4 protein-coding genes are annotated in these 6,088 nt (G+C 71.1%); 3 read left to right on the top strand and 1 reads right to left on the bottom strand.

Translation table 11 applies throughout. The features are described 5' to 3' along the window. Positions 1–590 precede the first annotated feature (590 nt). Together D7V88_RS38025 and D7V88_RS38020 are read left to right on the top strand one after the other, a co-directional pair. On the top strand, positions 591–1,727 hold the full coding sequence (locus D7V88_RS38025; protein ID WP_147449046.1) for a tetratricopeptide repeat protein: 1,137 nt from the start codon (positions 591–593) through the stop codon (positions 1,725–1,727). A gap of 155 nt (positions 1,728–1,882) precedes the next feature. Then, a complete protein-coding gene (locus D7V88_RS38020) occupies positions 1,883–3,073 on the top strand; it encodes a glycosyltransferase family 2 protein (RefSeq protein WP_120545440.1) in 1,191 nt (396 codons plus the stop codon). A gap of 261 nt (positions 3,074–3,334) precedes the next feature. Here the strand turns inward: D7V88_RS38020 and D7V88_RS38015 are convergent, their stop codons facing one another. Then, positions 3,335–4,219, bottom strand: a complete 885-nt coding sequence (locus tag D7V88_RS38015) for a CHAP domain-containing protein (protein WP_120545439.1) — start codon at positions 4,217–4,219, stop codon at positions 3,335–3,337. Between the two features lie 133 nt (positions 4,220–4,352). Between D7V88_RS38015 and D7V88_RS38010 the strand changes: the two genes are divergently transcribed. Beyond that, positions 4,353–6,038: a HEAT repeat domain-containing protein gene (locus D7V88_RS38010; RefSeq protein WP_120545438.1), complete on the top strand. Its 1,686-nt coding sequence runs from the start codon at positions 4,353–4,355 to the stop codon at positions 6,036–6,038. Positions 6,039–6,088: the final 50 nt, after the last annotated feature.

Genomic DNA, 6,088 nt, shown 5'->3' with positions numbered 1-6,088 from the left:
GGGTGGCAGCGCCTTCCGTGGGGATGCCCCCGGTGCCGTCCTCGGCGATGGGGGCGCAGCAGCAGGGGGCGACGCGGGCGTTTGGCGCGGTCCCGGGCCCCGTGGCTTCGCCTTCGACCGCGCCGGTCCGCTCCACCCCGGCGTTCGGCACGGTGCGGGCTCCTTCGCCTTCGGGTTCCAGCGAAGCGGCCAGTGGAGCCACCCGGGCATTCGGTGCGGTGCCAGGCGCTTCGCCTTCGGGCGCGCTCGACGCGGCCAGTGGAGCCACCCGGGCATTCGGTGCGGTGCCAGGCGCTTCGCCTTCGGGCGCGGTCGATTCGGCGTCAGGTTCGACGCGGGCGTTCGGCGCGGTGCCGGGCCCTGCGACGTCTCCAACTGCCGATGCGGTCGGAGCCACCCGGGCGTTTGGCGCGGTGTCCGGGCCTCCGGAACCTTTCGCTCCTCGGGCTCCGCCCCGGTCCTTTGGTGACATCTCGCCCTCGGGAGATTCGGCGGATTCGCCCTGGTCGTCGGGCTCCCGGTCCAAGCTTGTTCCAGAGGGCCACGCCAACGAGCCGTGGGCGACCTCCGCTCCGACGGCGATCGTCTCCTTGCCCGACGATTCCGCGCCGTTCGCTCGCACCGTTCCGTCGCGCCCCGCCGCGACGGGTGAATCGTTGCTCGGCGGCGGATTGGAGCGGCCCCTTCCTGCACGCAAGCCCGGTGGGGACCTGCCTCCGGAGCTGCTCGGGGCTTCGAAGTCCGAACCTGGGATCATCGAGTACGGGCCCGGAGAGGGCTCCTCGTCCACGCTGATGCGCGCGCTCCTCGTGCTCGCGGTGCTCACGGGCCTGGGGCTCGCCGGGTACCTGGCGTATCCCGCCTTTCGCGACCGCAACACCGCCATGCCGGCGGCGGCCGTGGAAGAGAAGGACCGCGCCGTGGCGCTCCTTCGCCGCGACGATGCGGCCTCCCGCGAGCAGGCCATCCAGAGCCTCCAGTCCCTCGCCGCGACCCACCCGAAGTACGCCGAGGTCCAGGCCGAGCTCGCCGTGGCGCTCACCCTGCAACTGGCCGACCTGAACGCGGACTTCGACCGGCTGAAGAGTCAGTCGGATCAGCTCCAGGCCCAGCTCAAGGGGGTCACCGCCAGCAAGACCCCGGCGGACTGGGAGAACCGCGCGAACGCGCTGCGCTCCCAGATGCAGGAGCTGGGACGCGAACAGGAGCCCCTGCGCGAGGCCATCGCCGCGCGCCGCACGAAGCTCGACGCCCAGATGGACCGGGTGCGCGCCGCCCCCGAAGTGGAGCCCGCCGCGACCGTGGCCGCGCGCCTGAAGGCCCAGGCCCTCTTTGCCGCGGTCACCAGCGCTCCCGATGCGCTGGCCCTGGCCCAACGCCTGCGTCAGGCGGAGCTCACCGCCGCCTGGAGCCTGCTCGCCCACGCCGAGTACGCCCTCAGCTCGGGCTCTCCCGCGATCACCCTCCAGAACGTGTCGAAGGAGTTGGAGGGGCTGCGCTCGCAGGACCGTGGCCTCATGCGTGCCTACGTCCTGGGCGCGCGCCTGGCCCTCCGCCAGGGCGATCCCACGACGGCCCGGACGCTGCTGGATGAGACGCTGGCTCTCAACGGCAAGCACGAATTCGCCCAGCGCATGCTCGCGCAGCTTCCCTCCACGGAGCCGACGCCGGAGCCCACCCGCGCGCCCACGCCGGATCCCATCACCGAGCCCGTGCCCGAGCCCTGAAGCGTTGACCGGATCACCTCCCCGGCCACCCTGGAGAAACTCCAGTCCTACCTTGGGGAGGGCAGGCTCAGCCGCTCCAGATGCCCCCTGAAGGCCACGGCACGGGCCTTGCTGAGTCCACGCTCGTCGAGGACTCGGGTTCGGAGGGTAGGTCGATGGCGGAGGTCTTCTTCTGGTGCGCGGCGTTGGCACTCGTGCACACGTATTTTCTCTATCCCCTGAGCCTGTTCGCCCTGGAGGGCATGGCGCAGGTCTTCCAGAACGCGCGGAGGATGCGCTCTGGAGATGCCGCTCGGGCGAGCGCTCCCGCCGGGCCGCTGCCGTCGGTGAGCCTGGTGGTGGCTGCCTACAACGAGGCGGGCTGCATCGAGCAGAAGCTCCAGAACAGCCTGGCGCTGGACTACCCGGCTGACCGCTTCGAGGTGCTCATCGGTTCGGATGGTTCGTCGGACGGGACGGATGGGCTCGTGCAGAAGTGCACGGATCCCCGCGTGCGGCTGTCGCCTGCGGCCCGCGCCGGCAAGACGACGGTGCTCAACCGCTGCATCCCCTCCGCCCATGGCGACATCGTGCTCCTGTCGGATGCGAACACGATGATCGACGCGGACGCGGTGCGGAAGCTGGTGCGCCACTTCGAGGATCCGGAGGTCGGCGCCGTCTGCGGCAAGCTGCGCCTCTACAACCCCACGAAGCAGGACTACGAGGAGAGCGCGTACTGGAGCTACGAGTCCCTCATCAAGATGTACGAGGGCAAGCGGGGCGCGGTGGTGGGAGCCAACGGTGGCCTGTACGCCATCCGCCGCTCGCTCTTCACGCAGCTTCCCGCGTCCACCATCGTGGATGACTTCGTGATTCCGCTGCGCATCATGGAGGCGGGCTACAAGGTCAACTACGAGGAGAACGCCGTCGCCCACGAGGAGACGACCGAGGATTACGGCAAGGAGTTCGGCCGGCGTGCTCGCATCGCGGCGGGCAACTTCCAGAGCCTCAAGCTGGTGCCCGGGCTGCTGCTGCCCACCGCGGGCTTCCCCGCGTTCGCGTTCTGGTCGCACAAGCTGCTGCGCTGGTGCGCTCCCGCGCTGATGGTGGCCGCGCTGCTGGCGAACCTGTTCCTGCTCGACAGCACCTTCTATCAGGTGACGTTGCTGGGCCAGACGCTGTTCTACGCCCTGGCGTTCATGGGCAAGTCGGCGGTGTTCAAGAGCGGCATCGCGAAGCGCGTGGCGTCCGTGGCCTACTACTTCGTCACCATGAACATGGCGATCGCCGTGGGCTTCTGGCGCTTCCTGCGCAACTCGCAGCGCGCCGCGTGGGACCGCACCGCCCGGGTGCCAAGCTCCACGTAGTCGTCGGATTTCTTGAAGAAGGCAGTGCAGGCCCGTCGGTCCCTCCCGAAGTGCTCCGGCTGGTTCCGGAAGTGCGCGGGGCGCGACCGACAGGCCGTCGGATTCATCGAGAAACGCAGTGCAGGCTCGTGGGTTTCGCTGGCGGCGCTCCGGCTGGTTCCGGAAGCGCCCCGGTCGTGACCGACGGGCTTTCTTCATTCGCGGGCCCGGCCTCTTGGAAGGGCAAAACCGGACCAGGCTCGCGACAGCAGGGCAGGGGGCCTACCGGGCCGCCACCGCCACGGGCTTCGCGGTGCCAGCGGGCAGCACGCTTCCGAACGCGGCGAAGAGCTGCCCGGTGAGGACGTGCGTCTGTCCGGGACCGGGGTTTCGCAGCATGTCGTTGAGCACCTCGCCCGTCTTCGGATCGCGGGGCAGGTGGGGGCGCGCCAGGTTCATCCGGTAGCGCACGACGCCGCGCTTCACCCGGTGGATGACGGTCACGGTGCCATCCGAATCCACCTTGTCCACGAGGCCCACGTGCGTGAGCCCGTCGTTGCGGCGCCCGTCGCGGTTCTGATCATACGTCTCGCGGAAGAACACCAGGTCCCCCGGCACGGGGCGGCCTTCCGTGTACACGCGGCCGTTCGCGCGGGCGTAGCGGTAGAGCGCGGTGACGCCGTTGTCCCCGGGCTTCAGCGTGCCCCGGAACGTCAGGCCCGCCTGCGCATACGTGGCCTCGATGAGCGCCGTGCAGTCCGCCGGGTAGCGCCGGCCGTTCACCTGGACCGACGACCCTCCCACCAGCGCGCGCGCCGTGGTGAGCACTCGCTCGCGGGGATTGGCGACGGGGGCCGTGCTCGCGGCGGTCGTCTTCGCGGGCGTGACGGCGGGGCGCGCCTTCGCCTTGTTCGACGCGGGAGCCTTCGCCACCGCGGTGCCCTTGGTCCCCGTGTCCGGCCGGCCCTTCGCGGGACGCTCGGCGGAGGCCGGGGCGCGGGGGCTCTCACGCGGCGTCACCGACGCGGACAGCGCGGCGCGGGGGAAGGCCGGCGGCGAGGCGGAGTGGTAGCGCACCGACTCGGAGGCCACCCAGCCGCCCACGGGGGACCCGGTCGCACAGCCCGTCGTCATCGCCAGCATCGCCATCCATGCGCCCAGCTTCATGGCCACCTCTCCCTGTAGCGTCCTGGGGCACAGGCTCCCCCCGGTGGCCCGTGTGGTCAAAAAAACCACCCAGGCAACCGGGCGGGACGGCTCGGGTTTTCGCCGGGGGACGGGTGGGGTATTGCTGGAGGAGATGCCCACCTTCCGCCGCGCCCTCGCCCTGCTCCTGCTGGCCACCGGTTGCTCGCACAAGTCCTTCGAGCATGCGAGCGAACAGAACACCGTCCAGGCCTACCGCGACTTCCTGCGCGAGTACCCGGATGATCCGGAAGCGACGACGGCCGAGGGGCGCATCGAAGGGCTGGAGTTCGAAGAGGCGAAGCGCCTGCACTCGGTCATCGCCTACAAGCGCTTCCTGGAGACGTACCCGGATGCGCCGCAGACGCGGGTGGTGAAGTCCCTGCTGGAGGGCCTGCGCTTCAACGCGGCGAAGCAGGCGGACACCGAAGCCGGGTGGCGGCAGTTCCTCTCGGAGCATCCCGACGGCACCCACAAGGACGAGGCCCGGGCGATGCTGCAGGCGGCCGAGTCGCGCGACATGCGCACCACGACCGACCTGACGCGCATGGTGACCCTCCTGAAGGGGCAGGCGGAAGGCACGCCCCGCGAGGAGCTGGAGCGAAAGCTGGACGACGAGAGCTACCTCCAGGCCACCGACGCCGGGAAGCTCTTCGCCTACCTGCGCGACTTCGCCTCGGGTGTGCACCGCGAGGAGGCCCGCGTCCGGCTGCTGGAACTGGAAGTGGAGGGCCTGCTCGTCTCCGGGCTCGTGGACGAGGCCGAGGCGAAGGTGAAGGTCCACCCGCTGGGCCCGAAGCTGACAGGCTTCCCCGCGCGCCTCGCCCGCGCCCGCGCCGAACAGGGCGCCCTGGCCCGCACGGAGCCCGCCGCCCGCGCGATGCAGGCCGGCCACTACCTGCGCGACCTGGAGGACCTGAAGCGCGCCCTGGTCGCGCCGGATCCGCTGGACCGCTGGCAGGCGGCCGAGGAGCTGGGGCAGCACGTGTCGGTGCGCGTGGTGGATCCGCTCCTGGAGGCGCTGCGCACGGCGCGCAACCCGCTGATCCGCCAGAACGCGATGACGTCACTGCGCACGGTGCTCACCGCGCTGCCCGCCCCCGTGGCCGGCTACGAGGTCGCCGTCCGGCTGGAGTCCCTGCGCGAGCGCGCCAGCAGCCCGGAGCTGTACCTCACCGTCGCGGCGCTCCTGGACCTGAGCGGGCAGTTGGAACAGGCCGCCAGCCAGTACCAGCGCGTCTATGAATCCGGCGGCACGGATCCGGTGGTGCTCTGGCGCTGGGTGCAGCTTCGCGAACAGCGCCACCAGGCCTTCTCCGCGGCTGTAGCGGCCCGGCAGCTCGCGGTGTGGGCCCAGACGACCGCTCGGGACGAGGCGGTGTCGGGGGAGGGTGGGATTGCGCTCGCGGCCGCCCGGCAGTTGTGCGCGGCGGTGGTGGACGCCCGGTTCGCGGCCCAGGCCATCACCCGCGCCCGTTCGGTGAAGACGGAGTTCCCGGAGGACCTGGCCACCTTCGAGCGCACCGCCCAGGACGCGGTGCGCCTCGCTGAGGCGAAGCTCGCGGACGCGGAGCTGATCCTGCGCCAGCAGCACCCCGGCGTCCGCACCTGCGCGGATCAACAGGTGGCCGAACGCCTGTCCCAGGGCGTGAAGGAGCGCACCCAGGCGCTCCAGGCGTTGAACGCGAAGCTGCCAAAGCCCGTGGGCGTGTTGCTCCTGGAGCTGGCCCGCGAGCGCGACCCCTCCCCGGAAGTCCGGGCGGTGGCGGCCTCCCGGTTGGCTGGATCCACCCCTCCCTGAGACGGACTGGCACCCCCGGTCGCGGCGGTTAGAGTCCTGCCCCCCATGAC

The organism is Corallococcus terminator, from assembly GCF_003611635.1.
Taxonomy (GTDB): domain Bacteria; phylum Myxococcota; class Myxococcia; order Myxococcales; family Myxococcaceae; genus Corallococcus; species Corallococcus terminator.
The sequence above is the reverse complement of the archived record's forward strand: the minus strand, read 5'-3'. Positions and strand labels throughout refer to the sequence as shown.

What these genes read in the sequence shown, in the direction of transcription:
- D7V88_RS38020 (WP_120545440.1), top strand. Translation starts at nt 1,883, where the DNA reads ATGGCGGAGGTCTTCTTCTGGTGCGCGGCGTTGGCACTCGTGCACACG.
- D7V88_RS38015 (WP_120545439.1), bottom strand. Translation starts at nt 4,219, where the DNA reads ATGAAGCTGGGCGCATGGATGGCGATGCTGGCGATGACGACGGGCTGT.
- D7V88_RS38010 (WP_120545438.1), top strand. Translation starts at nt 4,353, where the DNA reads ATGCCCACCTTCCGCCGCGCCCTCGCCCTGCTCCTGCTGGCCACCGGT.